12 protein-coding genes and 1 pseudogene are annotated in these 18,168 nt (G+C 72.0%); 4 read left to right on the plus strand and 9 right to left on the minus strand.

The features are described 5' to 3' along the window. Positions 1 to 7: 7 nt before the first annotated feature. The 5 genes from AB0E98_RS27435 to AB0E98_RS27455 form a co-directional block, all read right to left on the minus strand. Entirely contained in the window at positions 8 to 1,789 is a 1,782-nt protein-coding gene (locus AB0E98_RS27435; protein ID WP_361707546.1) for an acyl-CoA dehydrogenase family protein, read from the minus strand. Positions 1,790 to 1,840: 51 nt separating this feature from the next. Beyond that, the gene (locus AB0E98_RS27440; protein WP_361707549.1) at positions 1,841 to 3,574 is read right to left on the minus strand and encodes an amino acid adenylation domain-containing protein; all 1,734 of its coding nucleotides are present in this window, start codon (positions 3,572 to 3,574) and stop codon (positions 1,841 to 1,843) included. Beyond that, positions 3,571 to 5,385, minus strand: coding sequence for an asparagine synthase (glutamine-hydrolyzing) (asnB, locus tag AB0E98_RS27445; protein WP_361707551.1), 1,815 nt, complete (start codon positions 5,383 to 5,385; stop codon positions 3,571 to 3,573). The genes AB0E98_RS27440 and asnB overlap by 4 nt, the downstream gene beginning before the upstream one ends. A 137-nt stretch (positions 5,386 to 5,522) precedes the next feature. Beyond that, entirely contained in the window at positions 5,523 to 6,791 is a 1,269-nt protein-coding gene (locus AB0E98_RS27450; RefSeq protein WP_361707553.1) for a cytochrome P450, read from the minus strand. Positions 6,792 to 6,901: 110 nt separating this feature from the next. After that, positions 6,902 to 10,687, minus strand: a complete 3,786-nt coding sequence (locus AB0E98_RS27455) for a beta-ketoacyl synthase N-terminal-like domain-containing protein (protein WP_361707556.1) — start codon at positions 10,685 to 10,687, stop codon at positions 6,902 to 6,904. Between the two features lie 899 nt (positions 10,688 to 11,586). Between AB0E98_RS27455 and AB0E98_RS27460 the strand changes: the two are divergent. Beyond that, positions 11,587 to 11,799: pseudogene (locus AB0E98_RS27460) on the plus strand (hypothetical protein); the annotation flags it as partial. A 147-nt stretch (positions 11,800 to 11,946) separates the two neighbouring features. After that, positions 11,947 to 12,264: a LuxR C-terminal-related transcriptional regulator gene (locus AB0E98_RS27465; RefSeq protein WP_361707558.1), complete on the plus strand. Its 318-nt coding sequence runs from the start codon at positions 11,947 to 11,949 to the stop codon at positions 12,262 to 12,264. Positions 12,265 to 12,327: 63 nt separating this feature from the next. On the opposite strand, the gene AB0E98_RS27470 is transcribed toward AB0E98_RS27465, so the two are convergent. Beyond that, on the minus strand, positions 12,328 to 13,785 hold the full coding sequence (locus AB0E98_RS27470) for a prolyl oligopeptidase family serine peptidase (RefSeq protein ID WP_361707560.1): 1,458 nt from the start codon (positions 13,783 to 13,785) through the stop codon (positions 12,328 to 12,330). A 72-nt stretch (positions 13,786 to 13,857) separates the two neighbouring features. Next, positions 13,858 to 14,331 carry an ArsR family transcriptional regulator gene (locus tag AB0E98_RS27475; protein WP_361707562.1) on the minus strand — a complete coding sequence of 158 codons (474 nt, stop codon included), beginning with the start codon at positions 14,329 to 14,331 and terminating at the stop codon, positions 13,858 to 13,860. Positions 14,332 to 14,662: 331 nt separating this feature from the next. Between AB0E98_RS27475 and AB0E98_RS27480 the strand changes: the two genes are divergently transcribed. Together AB0E98_RS27480 and AB0E98_RS27485 are read left to right on the plus strand one after the other, a co-directional pair. Further along, positions 14,663 to 15,226, plus strand: coding sequence for a sigma-70 family RNA polymerase sigma factor (locus AB0E98_RS27480; protein ID WP_361707565.1), 564 nt, complete (start codon positions 14,663 to 14,665; stop codon positions 15,224 to 15,226). Next, a complete protein-coding gene (locus tag AB0E98_RS27485) occupies positions 15,223 to 15,900 on the plus strand; it encodes a hypothetical protein (protein ID WP_361707568.1) in 678 nt (225 codons plus the stop codon). Before AB0E98_RS27480 ends, AB0E98_RS27485 begins: the two co-directional genes overlap by 4 nt. A 123-nt stretch (positions 15,901 to 16,023) precedes the next feature. Here AB0E98_RS27485 and AB0E98_RS27490 read toward each other — a convergent pair whose 3' ends face one another. Both AB0E98_RS27490 and AB0E98_RS27495 read right to left on the minus strand, forming a co-directional pair. Continuing rightward, the gene (locus tag AB0E98_RS27490) at positions 16,024 to 16,500 is read right to left on the minus strand and encodes a DUF3592 domain-containing protein (RefSeq protein WP_361707571.1); all 477 of its coding nucleotides are present in this window, start codon (positions 16,498 to 16,500) and stop codon (positions 16,024 to 16,026) included. 338 nt (positions 16,501 to 16,838) lie between these two features. Further along, on the minus strand, positions 16,839 to 18,017 hold the full coding sequence (locus AB0E98_RS27495; protein ID WP_361707572.1) for a Cmx/CmrA family chloramphenicol efflux MFS transporter: 1,179 nt from the start codon (positions 18,015 to 18,017) through the stop codon (positions 16,839 to 16,841). Positions 18,018 to 18,168 lie beyond the last annotated feature (151 nt).

The raw sequence follows: 18,168 nt of genomic DNA on the forward strand, positions 1-18,168 counted from the left end.
TCCTCGTTCATCGGCCGGCCCCGGTGGTGCCGTCGGTGGTCGGGTGGTGGGTGAAGGCGGCGGCCAGCCGGTCGGCGGCGGCAGCGGCGTTGCCCGCGCCCTCCTCGCCTTCCTCCTGCGCGCGCCGGTGGCGCAGCGCGACGAGGCGGGCCCGGGCGGCGGTGCAGTACACGTCGGCCAGGTCCTGGGCCTCCTGGTCGCCCGAGGTGCTGGTGCTCGCGGCCCGCGCCAGGGTGAGCGACATCGTCAGCAGCTCGGTCGCGGTGCGGTTCAGCAGGATCATCAGCCGCTGCTTGACCGCGAGTTCGGCGCGGTCGGGGTGGCGCCGGGTCAGTTCGAGGCAGTCGCGTCCGAAGCGGTGGACCTGCTCCCGGACGAACGCCAGGTGCTCCAGGTTGCGGGCCGACAGCGCGTGGTCGTCCCCGAAGCCGGCCGGCGGGGCCTGCTCCGCAGTGAGGTCGGCCGCGTGGTCGGGCTCGGGGTAGTAGTAGGACAGCAGGGTGCGTGACGCGCTCCAGTGGTCCAGCAGGAAGTCCACCCCGCCGGTGATCCGCAGCCCGCGCACGTCCCGGAAGGCCCGCTCCACGGCGTGCGGGGGCGCCTGCCGGTCCCGCTTGCTCCGCGCGTTCTCGTAACCCTCGCCGCCGAGCATCGACAGCGTCCGCTCCACGACCCGCCAGCCCAGGACCGAGCAGATGTTCTTGGACGCGTTCTGCTCGAACTTGAGGTTGACGTCCGTGCCGTTGTCCTCGCCGAGCAGGCTCCAGCGGGCCGTGCTCTCCAGCGCGAAGACCTCCGCCCGGTTCTCGGCGAGACGGCGCCGGATCTCCTCGTACTCGCCGAGCCCCCGGCCGTCCACCGACCGGCGGGCCGCGAAGTCCCGCGCCCAGGACAGACAGAGCTTCGCGGTGGCCAGCGAAGGAGCGGCGATGATGTACAGCCGCCCCCGGACCACCAGCAGGGAGACCGCCGGGGTCAGCCGCGAGCTGTGCTCCGGGTCGGGCTCGGCGAGCGCCAGCCCGGCCGGGACGCGCACGTCGTCCAGGTCGAGCCCGCCGAAGGGCAGCCCGCGCATCCCCATCAGCTCCTGGGGGCCGGTGCGCCGCACGCCGGGGGTGTCGGCGTCGACGAAGAACAGCCGGTTGCGCTCGGTGCCGTCGGGGCCCTGTACCGAGGCGGTGACGCTGAACAGGCCCCCGGCCGGCGCGTTGACGACCTGGATCTTCCGCCCGTTGAGGAGGTAGGCGGCGCCGTCCTCCACCACGGTCGCCGTCGTGCTGCGCCCCTGGTTGGCGGCGCCCTCCGGCTCGGTGTCGGCGCTGCCGGACAGGCCGCCCGCCAGCACGTGCGCCCTGACCCGGTCGGCCAGCGGACCCGGCGGCAGCACCGGCAGGAAGGCGCCCGCGCCGAGGGCGTTCTCGATGCCCAGCAGCACCGCGACCGGGAAGCACCAGGAGGCGGCCTCCTCGATGACCCGGAAGGTGTTGTACGAGGACAGTCCATGACCGCCCACGTCGGGGCCGGCCTGCATCCTGAGGTAGCCGCGCTCGGCCAGCTCGGCCAGGAAGCCGTCCGGCAGGGCGCCGTCGGCGTCGACCTCGACGGGGTCGATCCGCTCGCGCAGCAGGGCGCCGACGGAGGCCACCGCCGCGTCGCCGCGCTCGCGGTCCTCGGGCCGCTGCTCGGGGAAGGGGTGGATCAGATCCCAGCGGAACCGGCCCTGGTACAGCTCCTCCAGGAAGCTGGGCCGGTCGGGGTCGCTGGCGAGATTGCGGGTGCGTGGAGCCATCACGGTCCTTCAGGCGTACGGGAGATCGGAGATCGGAAGTCGGAGGCCGGGTCAGCGGGCGGGCGCGGGCCGAGGTGTGGGCCCCTGCCACGCGGAGAGCGCCTTGCGGTCGGTCTTGCCGGACGGATTGACCGGCAGCTCGGGCAGGCGCACGAACCGCCCGGGGACCATGTGCGCGGGCAGCGTCCGGCGGGCGTGCGCGGTCAGCCGCTCGGTGCGCTCCCGCTCGCCGTTCTCCCCGTCCGCCGACGAGGCGTCAGATGTGCCGTCAGGCGCGGCGGCTTCGGGCGTGGTGTAGAAGGCGGTGAGCATCGGTTCGCCGATCCGGCTGACCGTCCTGACCACCACCAGCTCCCGGACGCCCGGCGCGTCCTGGAGCCTGGCCTCGACCTCGCCGAGCTCGATCCGGAAGCCGTTGATCTTCACCTGGTCGTCGGCCCGCCCGGCGAAGCAGAACATGCCGTCGGGCAGCAGCCGGGCCAGGTCGCCGCTGCGGTAGTGGCGCCGGGTGCCGCCCCCGGGGACGGGCAGCACCGGGAAGCGTTCGGCGGTCAGCTCGGGCCGGTTCAGATAGCCCAGCGCCACGCCGTCGCCGGCCACCAGGATCTCGCCGGTCCCGCCGGGGCGTACCGGCGCGCCGTCCTCGCCGACGACCCGGAACTCCCAGCCGTCCAGCGGTTCACCGATGTCGAACGCGAACGCGGATCCCTCGGGCGCGTCCTCCGTCCGGTCCAGCTCCTCGTCGGTGAAGAGCCGGTAGGTGACGAACACGGTCGCCTCGGTGATGCCGTAGGTGTTGACGAACCGGGTCGTCCGGCCCGCCGCCGCCCGCCAGGACCGCACGTCCCGGATGTCGACCGACTCGCCGCCGAAGATCACGTACCGCAGGTCCGCCGGCATCGCACCGGTGCGCAGGGCCGCCCGGGTCAGATGGCGGAACACCGAGGGCACCACGTTGAGGACCGTCACGGCCTCGTCGATCAGCAGCCGCAGCGTCGCCTGCGGCGAGGCCGCCGTCACGTGCGGCACCACGACGAGCGTGCCGCCGGTCAGCAACGAGCCCCAGATCTCCCACACCGAGAAGTCGAAGGAGTACGAGTGGAAGAGGGTCCACACATCGCCCTCGCGCAGCTCGTAGCGGCGGGCGCAGGCCCGGACCATGGCCGCCACATTGCGGTGCGGCACCTGCACGCCTTTGGGGCGGCCGGTGGAGCCCGAGGTGTAGATGACATACGCGGGCGCGTCCGGCGTCACCTCGGCCGGGGGAGCGGGCACCGGGGCGACGGGCTGGTCGAGCGCGTCCAGGCGCAGGACCGGCAGCTCCGCGAGTTCGCCGGGAACCTCCTGGTCGGAGACGACCAGGGCGAGCCGGGCGTCCCTGGCGGTGAACAGCAGGCGCTCGGCCGGGTACGAGGGGTCGAGCGGCACGTAGGTGTGCCCGCTCTTGAGCACCGCGAGCATCGCGACGATCACATCGGCCCCGCGCTCCAGGTGCAGCCCGACCAGCGCCCCGGGCCGCGGGCAGCGACGGTGCAGCTCGGCCGCCAGCCAGTCGGAACGGAGCCTGAGCCGGGCGTAGGTGAGCGAGCCGTGGGCGTCGCGCAGCGCGACCCGGTCGGGGTGGCGCCCGGCACGCTCGTCGAACAGCTCGTGCAGCAGCGGACGGTCGGGTCCGGTCATCGTCACGTGGGCCTTCGCTGGTGTGGGGGTGGGGGTGGTGGGGTGCGCCGGGCCGGCGGAGTACGAGGCCGGGGCGGTGACGCCGGGCGCGGGAAGGGCGTTCACAGCGCCAGCACGATCTGGCGGGTACGCAGCCAGCCGTCCAGTTGGAGCACCATCTCGACGTCGGCCCGCCCCAGCCAGCCGCCGCGGTCCAGCGACTTGGGATCGTCCGCCGTGCGTTGGGCGGCCGACAGGTCCAGCAGCGGCAGCACCGGCGCGCCCGGGTCCTCCAGGACCCGGCGCAGTCGGGCGGTCAGCGACTCCTTGTAACCCGCGTGGTAGGTGATCGGGAACGGCACCTTGGGCCGGTCCAGCACGGAGGCGGGCAGCAGGTCCCTGGCGATCGTCCGCAGCAGGCTCTTGTCCCGGCCGTCGAAGGACTTCATCCGCCACGGGACGTTGTACAGGTAGCCGAACAGCCGGTGGTCGGAGAACGGGAAACGGACCTGGAGCCCGGCGGCGGCGCCCAGCCGCTCGGAGTGGTTGACCGCCTGCTCGTACAGCCTGGTCATGTGGAGGTGGTCGATCTCGCGGGCCCGCCGGTCGTCGGCGGGCGCACCGGGCAGGTGCACCACCTCGTCCACGGCCTCCTCGTAGCGCTCAGCGCAGAAGGACGCGAAGCCCAGCTCGTCCAGCAGCTCCGCGTCGAAGAGCCCGTTGCCGATGCCGTGCGTCATGCCGAAGGTGCGGGCCCGTTCGATCCACGGGAAGGTGCGGTGCCCGGCGGACGCCCGCTCCTGCTCGCTGATCAGCCCGCCGAACACCGCGTCGGCGGCCTCCCCGCTGAGCGCCACCGGAGAGTGCTCGGCGACGCGCCGGTAGAACAGGTACGGGGTGAGGTTCTTGTCGCCGAACGGCGAGGGGAAATCCTTGGCGGCCAGGACCGCGTCGAGCACCAGCGGATCGGTCAGCTCTCCCGGCTCGACCAGGACCTCGCGGTGGTCGCAGCCGACGCGGTCCACCACCGCCTGGGCGAAGGGCCGGTCGGGCACCGCCGCCGCGCTGTCCCCGAAGGACACCGTGAACGTGCGCGGGGCACCGCCCGCGACCCCGGCGACCAGCCCGGTCAGGGCGCTGGAGTCCAGGCCCCCGGAGAGCAGCACCGCCGGCGTGCCCGCACCCGCCTCCCGGGCGATCGCGTCGTCGAGCAGACCGCGCGCGGTCTCGACGGTCCGCGCCAGGTCGTGGGTGTGCGGACGGGCCTCCAGCGCCCAGTAGCGCCGCTCGGTGATCCCGTCCCGGCCGAACCGCACCACGTGCGCGGGCCTGACCTCGCGCAGCCCGCGCAGCACCGCGTGCCCGGGACGGCGCACCTGGGCCAGCACCGAGCACAGCCCCTCGGCGTCCAGCTCGGTGCTCACCAGCGGGTGCGCCACCAGCGCCGCCACTTCCGAGGCGAACAGCACCCCCTCGGGCAGCGGCAGATAGCTCAGCGGCTTCACCCCGAAGCGGTCGCGGCACAGCAGCAGCGCCGACTCCCGCACGTCCCACACCGCGAACGCGAACAGTCCCTCCAGACGCTCGGCCACCCCGGGGCCCCAGCGCAGATAGGCCCGCAGCACCAGCTCCGCGTCGGTTTCCAGCGGCCCCCGGCGACCGTCCGAGGCCAGCAGCGAGCGGAGCTCGGAGGCGTTGTAGAGCACCCCGTCGAAGGTGATCACGGCGATCGGCTCGCCGTCCTCACGGAACACGGCGGGCTGCGCGCCCACCCGGTCCAGCGCGTCGGAGCGGTGGCCGAGCACGGCGGAGCGGCTGGACCACAGCCCCTCGCCGTGATGGCCGCGGGTGACGAGGCGGGCCGTCATCACAGCGGCGGCCGCACCTTCACGGGTCAGGTCGCGGCCGCGGTCGACCCAACCGGCGATCCCGGACATAGCAGTACCTCTCGGAGGAAGAACAGAGCGGAGAGCAGAGCGGAGAACGAAGCGGAGAACGAAGCGGAGAACGGAGGGAATGACGAGGGGAGCCGGCGGCGCGCCGCGCTACGGGCGCCGGTGCCGGCCGGCCCCGGTCAGTCGACGCGCAGCGGAAGCTCGGACACTCCGCGCACCGACCCGGCCCGCCACTGGAGCTTGTGGGCCGGCACCGCGAGCCGCAGCCGCGGGTAGCGGCGCAGCGCCGTGGCGAGGGTGATCTCGACCTCCAGCTGCGCCAGCCGGGCACCGATGCAGTAGTGCAGTCCGTAGCCGAAGCCGAGCTGCTTGGCGGTCGCCGTCCGGGTGACGTCGAAGCGGTCGGGCTCCGGCCAGTGCCGCGGATCGCGGTTGGCGGCGGCCACCCCGAGGACCACATAGGAACCCTGGGGGATCGTCACACCGCCGATCTCGACATCCTCCAGCGCGTAGCGGTTCAGACCCGGGTTGACCGGGCCCTCGAAACGCAGCACCTCGTCGACGGCGCCCGCCAGCAGCGCGGGGTCGGCGCGCACCGCCGCCAGCTGGTCGGGATGGCGCAGCAGCGAGAGCACCGCGCTGCTGATCAGCTGCGCCGAGGTCTCGTAACCGCCGAAGAGCAACAGCCCCGCCATGCTGACCAGTTCGTCGTCGGTCAGCCCCTGCCCGTCCTCCGGCACCTTGGCGAGCTCGCTGAACAGGTCGGGTCCGGGCTCGGCGCGGCGCGCCTCGACCAGCGAGCGCACATAGGCGTCGAAGGCGTCCAGCGCCTCGATCGTCCGGCGGGCGGCCTCGTCGTCCGGCACGAAGCCGCCGAGGACCCGCGCGGCGGTGCGGAACAGGTCGGCGTCCGAGGACGGCACGCCGAGCAGCTCACAGATCACCGTGATCGGCAGCTGGTTGGACACCGCCTCCACCAGGTCGAACTCGGTGCGCCCGGCGAGCGCGTCGAAGAGTTCGTCGGTGATCTCCTGGATCCGCGGGCGCATGCCCTCGATCCGCTTGGCGCTGAAGGCCCGGACCACCAGCTTGCGCAGCCGGTCGTGGTCCGGCGGGTCGAGGTTGGCCATCGCGCGGCCGAGCAGGGCGCTGGTGCGCAGCGCAACCTGCCAGCTCGGCGGCAGCGGCTCGGGCGGCAGCACCTTCCCCAGGCCGCGGGCCAGCTCGTTGCTGAGCCGGGGGTCGGCCAGGGCGGCCATCACCTCGTCGTAGCGGGTGATCAGCCAGCGCTCGGTGCCGTTGGGCAGCCGCACCCGGTGGACCGGGCCGGCCTCGCGCAGCCGGGCCAGGTCGGGGAAGGGGTTCTGGGTGAAGCCTGCGCCCAGTTCCTGGACGGTGTCGGCGGCGCCCGCGAGGTGCGGACAGCTCGCCCGGTCGGTATCTGACACGGGAATCCTCGTCTCGGATCGGTGGGTTTCGTCGGTGTTCATCAGGGGATCGCTGGGGTGGGCCCGGTGGGCCCGGTGGGCCCGGACCGGCCTGGGCGCCCCGGACGCGCTCAGTCCAGCGCGTCGAGGTGCGCGCTCAGCCGGTCGGCGAGGCCGGCGGCGTGCTCGGGGCCCAGCGCCGACCAGTGGTCGCCGGGCACCGGCTCGACCCGTACCCCGCCCCCGTACAGCGGGGTGAGACGCCGGACGAGCTCGGCGCACGTGGCCTCGTCGGCCGCCGCCTTGAACAGCACCAGGTCGCACGGCGCGGGCCGGGGACGGTGCCGCAGCATCGCGGTGAGGTTCGCGTTGTGCACGCGGACGAGATCGGGAACCCCGGCGGAGCGGCCGGTCCGGTGCCCCGCGCCCCGCGCCGGGCCGCCGTCGCCGATGAGCCTGGAACGGCCGCGCTTGACGCTTGCCTCCAGCTGGAAGGAGAGGGCCTGCTTCAGCCAGCCCGGCCGCGTGGCGACCGGGCGGCCGCCGGTGTCCGGCAGGAAGCCGTCGATCGCCAGCAGAAGTTCCACCCGGGCGCCCTCGGCGGCCAGTTGACGGGTCATCTCATGGGCCACCATCGCGCCGAACGACCAGCCTCCGAGCAGATAGGGGCCGTCCGGGCGGGCACGGCGCAGGACGCCGATCTGGTGGGCGGCGATCTGCTCCAGCCGGTACAGCGTGCGGCGCCGGTCGAGCATCCCCGGCGACTCGATGCCGTAGACGGGACGGGAACCGTCCAGCGCCGCCGCCAGGTGGCGGTAGCTCATCGTGCCGCCGTCCGACGCCGCGAGCAGGAACAGCGGCGCGCGCGGTCCGCCATCACGCAGCAGCGTCAGCCCCGGCACGTCGGGCACGGTTGTGCGGGCGGGCGCCGTGGCGGTGACCGTGGGCACGGCGGGTCCGGTGACGTCCGGTGCCCGCTCCCGCACCATCGCGACGAGCTGACCGAAGGTCAGGGAGGTGGCCACGGCCGCGGCGGGGATCTGGACCCCGGTCCGCGCCCGGACCTCGCCCAGCAGCCCCACGACCATCAGGGACGAGCCGCCCTGGTCGTAGTAGTCGTCACCGGCGAGCGCCGAGCCGGTTCCGAGCGAGGCGCGCCACACGCCGGCCAGCTGCTGGGTGAGGGCGTCGGCTGCGTCCGGGCCGGTCCCGGTCCGTCGTACGGCAGCGGCCGGACGTACGGGCGTCAGCCCGACCTGGACGGGCTCCGCCCCAGCGGCGTCCACCCGGTCCCGTTGCGGCGCCGGACGGCTGCGGCTCCCCGCCATCGGATGGGCCGGCAACGACACCATCCGGCCCCGGCCACTGCCCGGACGCGGCTCGTCCTGACCGAGCTCGTCCCAGGGCACCTCCACCCCGCTCTCCCACAGCCGGCCCAGACCGCGCAGCACGGCGGACTCCTCCCGCTCGGGGTCACGGCCGAGCAGGGGCACGGCCGTGACCCCGTCGGTCCGCGCATCGCCGATGGCCTGCCGGCTCAGCCCGTCGCCCGGCCCGAGTTCCACCAGGACCCGCGCGCCGCCGTCGGTGAGGGTGCGCAGCCCGTCCGCCAGCCGGACCGTGCCCAGGAGCTGTCCGGCCCAGTACGCGGGGTCGCCCACGGCAGCCGGTTCGGCCCAGCCGCCCGTGAGGTTCGAGACGAACGGCACCCGGTGCGCCCGGTGCGCGGTCCCGGCCACGGCCCGGCGCAGTTCGTCGGCCGAGGGGGCCATCAGCGGCGAGTGGAAGGCGTGCCCGGTCGTCAGGAGGCGCCCTTCGACGCCCCGTTCGCGCTGTGTCACGGCCAGCTCGGTGATGGCCCGTACCGGCCCGGAGAGGACGACGTGGTCGCCGCCGTCCACGGCGAGGGACACGTCCGCGCTGAGCAGGGCGGCGGCCCGCTCCGCGTCGATCCGCAGCGCCAGCATCCGCCCCGGAGGGGCCTCGTGCATGGCCCGGGCACGCTCCCAGACCAGACCGAGCGCGTCCGCCGGGCTCCAGACCCCGGCCACCGCGGCGGCGGTGTACTCGCCGACGCTGTGCCCGAACAGCGCGGCCGGCCGTACCTCCCAGCTCTCCAGCTGCCGGGCGAGGCCGTAGCCCAGGACGAACAGGCCGAGCTGCTGGTGCCTGGTGTCGGCGAACCACTCCGCCGGGGTGGCCGGGTCGAGCACGGGCGCGAGCTCCACCCCGAACCGCCGCCGCGCCTGCGCGCGGAAGTCCTCGAAGACGTCCCGGAACACCGGCAGCAGGGCGTGCGCCCCCCGTCCGTACCCCGCCCGCAGCGCGCCCTGGCCGGGGAAGAGGAAGGCCGTCTCGGGATCCCGCCCGGCGACCGCGGACCGCTCGGCCTCGCGCAGCCGCAGCGCGGCCGTGGCGGGCCGGTCGGCCACCACCGACACCCGGTGGCGGAACCGGCGCCGGGCGGCCAGGGTGCGGGCGACGTCGACGAGGGCGGGGGCGTCCGGCGCGTCGAGCCGGTCGGCGAGCCGCTCGCGCAGCGAGCCGAGCGCCTCGTGCGAGGACGCCGACAGGCACAGGACGGCCGGCTCCGCCACCGGCTCGCCCCCGGGCCCGGCCGGTGGCGCCTCCCCGAGCACCAGGTGCGCGTTGGTCCCGCCCACCCCGAACGAGCTCACCCCGGCCAGCCGCGGACCCTCGCTCACCCAGGGCCGCAGCTCCGTGCTGATCCGGAACGGCGTGGTGTCCAGCTTGAGTTCGGGGTTGGGACGCTCGAAGTGCGGGGTCGGCACGAACTCGCGGTGCTGGAGCATCAACGCGGTCTTGATCAGCCCCGCGACTCCGGACGCGGCACCGGTGTGACCGATGTTGGCCTTCGCGGCACCGAGCAGACAGGTCCCCGCGCCGCCGGCTTCCGTCCGGTACGCGGCGGTGAGCGCGGCCAGCTCGACGGGGTCGCCCACCCGCGTCCCCGTCCCGTGGGCCTCCACATAACCGATCCGCTCCGGCTCCACCCCGGCCTGGGCCAGCGCCAGCTCGATCACGTCGCGCTGCCCGGTCACCGAGGGAGCGGTGAACCCGATCTTCTCGCCGCCGTCGTTGTTGACCGCCGAACCGTGGATCACCGCGATGACCCGGTCCCCCTGGGCCAGGGCGTCGGACAGCCGCTTGAGCACCACCACGCCGACGCCGCTGCTGCTGACCGTTCCGCTGGCGGAGGCGTCGAAGGGACGGCAACGCCCGTCCCGGGAAAGGATGTTGCCGTCCTGATACAGATATCCTCCGGCCTCCGGCAGCCGCACCGTCACACCTCCGGCCAGCGCCGTGTCGCACTCGTAGCCGAGCAGCGCGCGGCAGGCCTGGTGCACGGCGACGAGGGAGGTGGAGCAGGCGGTCTGGACGGTGACGGCGGGCCCGCGCAACCCCAGTTTGTAGGCGACGCGGGTGGCCAGGAAGTCCTTCTCGTACCCGATGATCCGCATGGTGGCCCGGGCCGGATCGCCACCGGGCACCGGCGGCGCGGCGGCGATGTCGCACCCCGCGTACACACCGATCCACCCCTCGGCCCGGGCGGGGTCGACCCCGGCGTCGTCCAGCGCCTGGGCCGCGCATTCCAGGAACACCCGCTGCTGCGGGTCGATCCCCTCGGCCTCGGACGCGCTGTACCCGAAGTGCGCCCAGTCGAACCGGTCGCCGTCGGCGATCACACCACGGGCCGGTACGAAGTCGGGGTGGTCGGCCAGCGCCGGGTCCACGCCCGCGGCGAGCAACTCGTCCCGGCCGAACCGGCTGATGCTGTCCGTACCGGCCCGCAGGTTGCGCCAGAACTCCTCGACGTCCCGGGCGCCGGGGAGGCGGCAGGACATTCCGGTGATGGCGATCGCGTTCTCCTGGCCCGTCGCGTCTTCAAGGCCCATCGGGACAACCCCTCTCCGGGGCAAACACGTATTCGCCCGCTGACGTCCTGGGACGCTAGCCGCGGGATATCTATGGAAGATCTACGCGGGGTTGATGAATCCCGGCACAGCCACTACGCGAGCAGCGCGCGACCTGGCGGCGGACCGTCCTCACACCACCCGTCAATTCACCGGGCCCTGATCAAGTTGCGGACCGTACTGGTCATCCTCGCCGACCGTCCACCACTACTACGAGCAACCCCTCACCCGGCGCTGGGCCCGCCCGAGGCGAAACCTGCCCTCCGGCACCGACTCCACCCTCCCTGCACCGGTCGAGTGAGCCACCAGCCCCGTTCCACCGTGGCGACTGTCGCCAGGCCCGGCACGGAGGCGATCGCGAATCGTTCGCTCGACTGACCGGGGTGCCGTTGGCCGAATGGCCGCAGCGGCCGGACGGCCGGGCGTGGTGCTGCTTCCAGCGTTGCCGCTGGCCGCCGTCGACGCGCTGCTCGGCCTGGAGCGGGGGGTACGCCGCGTGGAACAGGTGGGACGGCCGTGGTGCAGGCTGCGGGTACGGACGTGTGGACCGGGTTCCGGCGGGCGGCGTCTCGACCGGCCAAGGCGGCCCGGCCGCTGGTGGGGACCTATTGGTCACCGCCAGCGGCGTCGGCGCGATCGCGGTGGGCGGCAGCGTCACCGGACCCGTCACCAGCAACGCTCCGCGCCCGGGCCCCAAGGCCGGGGCTTCCTCCTCGCCTCCCGCACCGGGCCCGCAGCCGAGCCGAGCGGCCACCCGGACGGCACTTCCGGCTCCCCGCACGCGGCAGCCAGTGGCGCGGGGTCGACGGCCGTTGGCCGTGACTTCCACCAGCGGACACACCACCATCACTACGTGGGAGTGCCTGCCGCCCCCGCACCTCGACGGGAACCAGCACGGCTTCTACTGGTGGAACAGGCTGCCCAGCGGTGTTGAACTCGACCTGACGCGGGAGCAGTTCCGGCAGGGACAGTCCGTCACCGCGGCCCGTGTCGTCGAGCGTCCGCCGGGCCCCCTCCGCCGCCGGGAGGAGTACCTGCTGCTGCGTAAGCGCGTGACCAAGCATCTCGGCGACCTGCCGGGACCTGCCATCTGACCTTGCGGGGGGGGGAGCGGGGTCACGATCGAGCGTCGTCCGTGGGCAGTATCGGACCACTCGGTGGAACGCTTCGGCTGCTGCCTGCCGAGGGACGGCCCCGAGGTCGAAGGCGGCTTCACGCGCACGTTGTACTGATCCCTGCGCGTGGAGGGACGGCCTCGAAGCCCCGCAGAGCGCAGAGGTGATCCCGGGGCGGTAGGGACAGCGAAGCAGCGCGGCCGGCGGCAGTGCAGCCAGGGTGAAGGTGACGGCGCGCAGCCAGGGCCACTGGCCCCGGGCGGTCGGCAGGGTGGGCCGGCGGCGGACGGCCTCACCAACGCCGAGATCGCCGAACGCCTGCATATCTCCTTCGGCACGGTCAAGAAACACCTCGCCGGCGCACTGCTGAAACTCGACGTCCGCAATCGGGTCGAACTCGCCGCCTGGGGCTACCGCCACGGCGACATGGACGGACCTTCGTAGTCGCTGGAGCACCGATGGCCGTCCATCCAGCGCGAGCGGGGGCCAGCGTTCTCCCGCAGACTGTCAGGGGCGTAGCAGGCCCCACCACGGCGCCCAGAGCGCGAAGCCTGCCGTCGCCGTCAGGGCCGTCAGCGTCTGGAGGCGTAGGGTGCGGCCCAGTGCCTGTCGTTCGCGCCAGGCCGTCGCCGCCGTCGTGGCCGCAAGCGCGAGCAGCCCGATGGCGAGTGCCTTCAGGAGCAGCCAGATTGCCGGGCTTCCCGCCACTACGGGCGTGGCCGTCGCGTCGCCTGCCGCGAAGACGGCGAGCGGGCAGAGCAGTGCGCCGGAGACCTCGATGATGCCCAGCACGGTCAGCCAGCGCAGCAGGATCGTGCTGCGGATCGTGCGGGTGCGGGTGCGGGTGCGTGGACGCCGGGCGATCCGTCGTAGTGCCCCGACCGCCGGGTGGATGGCGAAGCCGAGGAGGAGCAGCGCTGGGGCGAGCCATGCGTACTGCCCTTGGGGGATGGGGGTGCTCGTGACGGCCTGTGGCGGGGCGGGGGCCGCGTGGGAGATGGGCGGGTGATCGGCGGCCACTTCGTTCACCCACGAGGTCATGGTGTCGGCATAGCCGGGGGCGAGGGCGCCCAGGGGTTTGCCGTGGTAGAGGGGGCCTCCCAGCCGGTCGAATCCGTCGGATGTGCGGTGTCCGTTGTGCGCGGCGCCGGCGACGAAGCCGATGACGGCGTGCTCGTTGCCGGCCCCGGCGAGGGCGCGCTGGAAGATCTGGGCGCTTTCCTGTGGGGGTACTTGTGTGTCGTGCCGGCCCCACAGGGCCAGTACCGGTGTGTGCCGTAGGCGTTCCAGGACGGGCAGCGGGTCGTGGTCCGCTGCGGGGAAGGCTCCTATGGAGGCGATGAGTCGGGCGGCTGGTCCTGCGACGGTGTCCGGGAAGAAGCCGGTGACTCCGCGGTGTCGCAAGTGGGTGCTGAGATTCCATGCCTGGGTGCGCAGCGGGGAGTGTCCCGGGCCGCCGATGGTGATGACGAAGGCGACGTCGGAGGAACGGGTGGCGGCCAGTGGTGCCACCCAGCCGCCTTCGCTGAACCCCCACAGACCCACGTGGTGCGGATCCACGCCGCCCCGGCCGCGCAGCAGGCGCACTCCGGCCAGGGCGTCGTCGGCCAGCAGCCCGAAGTCCCGGTGCGTCGTGGAATAGCGAACCGTCCGCTTGTCGAAGACGAGCGTCGTGACGCCTGCGCGGGCGAAGGCTTCGGCCTCTTGCCGGTATTCCTCCCGGGGGCCGGGGCCCGAGCCGCCGACCAGGACGATGCCCGGCCGTTTTCCCGGGGCTGTCGCGGAGGCGAGGACGGTGCCGTGCAGAGTGAGGCCATCGCCGCCGGCGAAGGAGACCTCTTCACGGACCAGACCGTCACCGTCGGCACGGGCCTCGGCCACCGGCAGGAGGAGGATGCCCAGCACGGCCCACACCAGGGCGAAGGACGGCAGGCGTATCAGGGCTCGGGACGAGAGCAGGAGCACGCTGCTCTCCCTTTTGAAAGTCTGTGGACGTCCGTTCGCAGGACGGTGTCAGGGCCCGGGCTCGGGCCCTGGTCAGTCGGTCTCGGGCAGGCGGACCAGGCGGACCAGGACGGCACGCGTATCCGGCGCCTGGTCCTGCTGCGGTGCGGAATAGCGCTGGATCAGCGCGACGTACTCCTCGAAGAACTCCGCGAGCCGAGCCGGGTCCACGCGCAAGGTGGCGCGGGAGAAGAGGGCAGCGTCCGCCCATGGGCCGAGGGCGTCGCGGGCGCTCTCGAATTTCCTGGCTTCCTCCACCAGTTCGGCCAGGTTCAGCTTGTGCATCTGCGTCAAGGCCTCCCGCATCTCGGGGCTCTGACGGCTGTACGGCGGGAACCTGCGGTCACTGGGCACGGCGCGCCACCAGCGCTCCCGGCCCTTGGCCAGCTCGGGCACCTCCTCGACGAACCCGTGCTCTGCCATCCGGCGCAGGTGGTAGCTGGTCAGACCGGCTCCGTCGGCGGCCACAGCACCGTCACCGGCCTCCGTCGGCAGCTCGCCAGACACATGAGGTGAAGACTGCGGCGGACTTCCTTGAGCTCACGGCCCGGCAAGCAGCATCGCCGCTGGGCGCTTCTGTCGGAATTGGATCAAGCCTGCCATCTCCTGCACTCCAAGTGCCCGATGAGACGCGAGTGCCGACTGAGCCTGCCGCTGATTTGATGTAAATCTTCCGATGGGTGACGGCGTGAGTATTCGGAGCCTTGAACCGCTTCGATAGGAGATAGGAGGCGTTCCACTCGCCTCCACCGCCACAGGGGTCAACCGTCGGAGGTCCGATGAATGCCTTGCCCCACATGAGTCTTTCGACGCGTGCCTCAACTCCGGCAGCAGCACAGTGACCGACGTCAGCACCGGCCGCTTCGAGAACGACCCCTTCGACCTGCCGCTGGACTTCCAGGCCTTTTATCTGAACTCCCAAGAGTTCTTCCACTCCTACGCTGCCGAGCTCCTCGGAAGCCGTCGTGACGCTGAGGAAGCCGTTCACGAGGCCTTCTGCTTAATCCACACTGAATGGAACGATCTGCTCGGAAGCAGAAGTTTCGAGGAAGAGACATGGTCCATCCTGCGGATGATCACCATGCGGTGGCTGCGCGCGAAGGGCACCCGGCCCGCGTTCCTGGCCAAGGGCGCCTTCACCCAGACCATGGACGCCACCCGTGACCAGCTGACGGTCCTGGAGGAGAGCATCGGCCTGTACTCCGCCATCGCCCAGCTTCCGGACAGACAATTCGACGTCATCGTCCTGAGGTACGTCCTCGGCTACCCGACACGCAAGATCGCCTGGCTCCTGGGCCTCGACGAGCGCACTGCCGACTACCACGCCCGGAAGGGGAAGGAACACCTGCGACGACAGCTGCACCTGCCGGAGAGCCCCCGGATCAAGGAGGCCAACGTATGACCGGCGGATCCAGCGGATGGGGAACCGGGATCGACGAGCTGCTGGCGGACGCCACGGTCCCCGCGCCCCCGGTAACGGGTTTCGATACGGCCACAGCGCTCAGCCGATTGGCCCACGACACGTCAAAGCCGAGCCCCCGTCGTCAGGTACGCGACTGGCAGGCGCGAGAGGCACGAACAGCGCAGGTCGCGCTCGACTGGATCTGCCGGTGGTCGGTCAACGACACGGAAGCACGGAACCGCCTCAGCCACTTCGCGAGCGGGGCCGGCATCGAGGCGGAGGGCGCCTTCGCCTTCGCGTGTCTGCTGGCCGTCCTTGGCTACCCGCGCAGCGCCACATTCTGGTGGCAGCTGGCAGCGGGCGCCGACCACCGGGGCGCCGCCTACTGCCTGCACCTGCACCACCTACAGGCTGACGTGACCCATGAGGCGAGCTGGTATTGGTACGAGCAGTTCGCAACCTTGCCGGCGGAGTTCAGTGATGACGGGGTGGTCCACTACGAGCTACTGGCCGCGGAATCCCGATACCGGCGTCGGCACCTGCCACCCGGCGGCGGGGTGCCTGAACCGGTAGTGGACGAGGTCCACCGCTTGGCCGCAGCCACCCTGCACAGCTTCGGCGTTGTCGGCCGCCCCGGGGAACGCCTTACTCAGTCCCTAAAAGCCATCCTGTGACATGGCCAACGAGCACTCCGCCGGCCACCTGGGCGTTGCCGTCAGCACGGTCGCCGCCTCCAGCCCCCGCTGCGGGGCCGGCGTGGGGAGCCGGCATCCTGCGCGCCTACGGCAGCGACTTCCCTAGGAGCGTCGGCGGGTCACCAACGCGATACCTGTGCCGATCCCCGTGAACACCAGCCCGACCCCACCGAAGATCAGCGGCAGCAACCACAGCGAGAGAAATCCCTTGATCCGCGCATCCTCAGGGGCATCCGGGCGGTAGAGCACCTCGACCTGCTCACCGACCTCGTACGCCGGTGGATTGGATCCTGAGGAGTCCCGGAACTTCCTCGGCGTGCCGTCCGCCGGGGTGAACTCGACCACCGGGTACGCCGCGGGCGAGTTGTCGGCCCGTGTCCTGCGAGATCCGCCGTCGTGGTCCTCTCGCCAGTCCAGGGCCACCACCGTGCCTCGGACCCGCTTCGCATCCGTCAGGAAGGAAACCGAAACACCGGCAAAGATCAACCCGACGACCAAGGACAGCGTCCCGATTGCGATCATCCCAAACGTCAGCCACCGGCGGGCGCCCTGCCCACGCGTCTGAAACTGGATCTCCATACGTCCCCCTTACTCCGGACAAGCGAGAGGGACGTTATCCCAGGTGTACCGGCCGCCGTGCTTCCGCCCCAGACGGTCCGGCACGGGGCTGCCACGGACCGGCCGGCCTATGACGTTCACCATGACCAAGATCACTCTGCCTCACGCACGTATGACTGAGCGCTGTAGGCGGCAGTAATCGCCGACTGGAGTACCCAGCCCCTTCGGCGCCGACTGTGAGGTGGGCGAGGCGGTGGTCCGACAGGTCTCCACGAGGTGAAAGCCGATGTGGCTGGTGAGGCGCAGTACGTCCTGGTGGTATCGGCCTCCCTCGACACGCAAGCAGGCGTTCGCAAGCGCTATCGGAGCACCTCGCTGCTCCGGCCTTCCACGATCGCGCCGCGGAAGCTGAATGCGACCAGCACCGCGATCGCGACAAGCAGTCCGCTTGCCCACAGCGGTCCGATGCCCCCGGCTTTGGTGCTGAGGGTGGCCGCGGCGATGAGCGGACCGACAACGGCGCCGATGTTGAGTGCGGCGGTCGCGTAGGAGCCGGCCATGGTGGGGGATCCCGCCGCCTCGTAGAAGACCCGCGTGATCAGCGTGCTGCCCAGAGCGAACGACAGCACGCCCAGTACGAATACCAGGGTGAGCAGAAAAACCGGCCTGTCGGCCAGCACGGCCAAGGTCGGCCAGCCGAGGAGCAGCAACGGACCGCCGACCGCGATGACCGGACCGGGGCGCTGGTCGGACAACCGACCGGCGATGGTGACCCCGATGAAGGAACCGACGCCGAAGAGCACCAGGGTGACAGAGATCCACAGCTCGCCCAGCCCCGCGGTATCGGTCACGACGGGGGCGAGAAAGGTAAAGCTTGCGAACGTCGCCGCGTTGACCAGCGCACCGAGCAGCATGACCAGGATCAACCGCGGGTTCGCGAGCTGTGTGAGCTCCGATCGCAAGGCCGGCTTGTAGACAGCGTCCTGCTGCACACGACCTGCGGGGATTCCTGTGAGAATGCCGATGGCTGTGGGCAGGCAGAGCGCGGCGATGGCCCAGAACGTGGCCCGCCAGCCGAGCAGCGCGCCGAGTATCGATCCCCCCGGGACACCGGCGATCGTGGCCACCGTAGTGCCCGACAGCAGCACGGCGAGCGCACGCCCCTTGTTGCCGGCAGGGACCAGCGTGGCGGCAGTTGTCAGAGCGACGGCGAGGAATCCCGCGTTTGCGACTGCTGAGACCACCCGGGTTATGAACAGGACAGGAAAGTTGGAAGTGGCGGCGCCCACGGCGTGGGCTGCCGAGAACACGAGGACGAAGACAAGCAGGCTGGCGCGTCCGGGCCAGTTGCGGGCAAGTGCTGCCATGAGCGGGGCACCGACGATCATTCCGATCGCGAAGGCCGGGGTGAGCATGCCTGCTGCCCCGACGGTGACGTCGAGGTCCGAGGCGATGTCCGGCAGGAGGCCGGCGAGCATGAATTCCGAGGTGCCCATGGCGAAGACCGCCATGGCGAGCAGGTACAGCGGAAGAGGCATCGAGTCGCTCCGAGGTGAGGAGAGGTACGAGAACGTCATCTCGTCACCGCGGTCAGCCCCAAGGGCGTGTTCGTCCGGCCGCAGAACGCGGTGGGACGGCAGAACTACGATCTCAGGGGCGCAGGGGGCTGACGGCGTGACCGAAAGCCCC

It is taken from the genome of Streptomyces sp. NPDC037389, from assembly GCF_040636475.1.
In the GTDB taxonomy this organism is placed as follows: domain Bacteria; phylum Actinomycetota; class Actinomycetes; order Streptomycetales; family Streptomycetaceae; genus Streptomyces; species Streptomyces hesseae.

Coding starts and splice junctions, on each gene's coding strand:
- AB0E98_RS27455 (WP_361707556.1), bottom strand. CDS start 10,687: ATGGGCCTTGAAGACGCGACGGGCCAGGAGAACGCGATCGCCATCACC.
- AB0E98_RS27435 (WP_361707546.1), bottom strand. CDS start 1,789: ATGGCTCCACGCACCCGCAATCTCGCCAGCGACCCCGACCGGCCCAGC.
- asnB (WP_361707551.1), bottom strand. CDS start 5,385: ATGTCCGGGATCGCCGGTTGGGTCGACCGCGGCCGCGACCTGACCCGT.
- AB0E98_RS27485 (WP_361707568.1), top strand. CDS start 15,223: ATGACCGGCGGATCCAGCGGATGGGGAACCGGGATCGACGAGCTGCTG.
- AB0E98_RS27490 (WP_361707571.1), bottom strand. CDS start 16,500: ATGGAGATCCAGTTTCAGACGCGTGGGCAGGGCGCCCGCCGGTGGCTG.
- AB0E98_RS27495 (WP_361707572.1), bottom strand. CDS start 18,017: ATGCCTCTTCCGCTGTACCTGCTCGCCATGGCGGTCTTCGCCATGGGC.